Source organism: Mycolicibacterium houstonense, from assembly GCF_900078665.2.
Classification (GTDB): Bacteria; Actinomycetota; Actinomycetes; order Mycobacteriales; family Mycobacteriaceae; genus Mycobacterium; species Mycobacterium houstonense.
The window spans coordinates 1-983 of sequence record NZ_LT546233.1 but is presented as its reverse complement, the minus strand read 5'-3'; the positions used below and the strand labels follow the sequence as shown (position 1 = coordinate 983).

Sequence of the window (983 nt, the reverse complement as noted above, 5' to 3'; positions counted from 1 at the left end):
GTCGAACCCGGCGGGCGCCGCAGCGGCCGGCGGGACAGACTGGAAGACGGCAGCCAGCGCGAACAACAGGACCATCGGAACAGCCGGACGCATGGCCACCCACGCTATCGATCCGCCCGGGTACGGTCAGGTCCGCATGGCCACGCCACGCGAATCGTCACCGAATGTTCGACTGGCCGAAAGGATTCACGCCCGTGATTCTGGCCCTGGTGCTGCTGGCCATCGTGCTGGTGTTCGCGTTGGCGCGGCCCGAGGGCTGGCCCGAGGCCGTCGTGGCGATTCCCGCGGCCGGGCTGCTGATCGCCCTCGGGGTGATCTCACCGGACGAGGCACTGGCCGAGGTCAATCGGCTGCTGCCTGTGGTCGGGTTCCTGGCGGCCGTCCTGGTGCTCGCCCATCTCTGCGACGACGAAGGCCTGTTCCACGCCGCGGGCACGTTGATGGCCCGCGCCAGCAACGGCGATCCGCGCCGGTTGCTGACCAAGGTGTTCGTGATCGGGGCGACCACGACGGCCGTGTTGAGCCTGGACGCGACGGTCCTGCTGCTGACCCCGGTGGTCCTGGCCACGGCCCGCACCCTGGCGATCGCACCCCGACCCCACGCCTACGCCAGCGCCCACCTGGCCAACACCGCGTCGCTGCTGTTTCCGGTCTCCAATCTGACGAATCTGCTGGCCTTCACCGTGGCCGGGCTGTCCTTCACCCAGTTCACCGCGGTGATGGCGCTGCCGTGGCTGGCCGGTATCGCGGTCGAATTCGCCGTGCTGCGCCTGCTCTTCCGCCGTGAGCTGAGCCGCCCCGCCGCCGATGTGGCGCCGCCGCCCGCCGAGGTGCCGGTGTTTGTGCTCGCGGTGCTGGGGTTGACGCTCGCGGGGTTTGTCGTCACCTCGGTGTTCGACGTGTCACCGGCCTGGGCCGCCCTGGCCGGGGCGATCATCCTCGGCGTCCGCAGCCTCGCCCAGCGGCGCAGCACGGTGCGCGGC

At 70.8% G+C, this 983-nt stretch carries 1 protein-coding gene; it reads left to right on the top strand.

What is annotated here, in order from left to right:
- Window positions 1-194: 194 nt before the first annotated feature.
- Window positions 195-983: SLC13 family permease (locus tag BN4332_RS32880; protein ID WP_268811565.1), on the top strand; the 789-nt coding region annotated here is incomplete at its 3' end.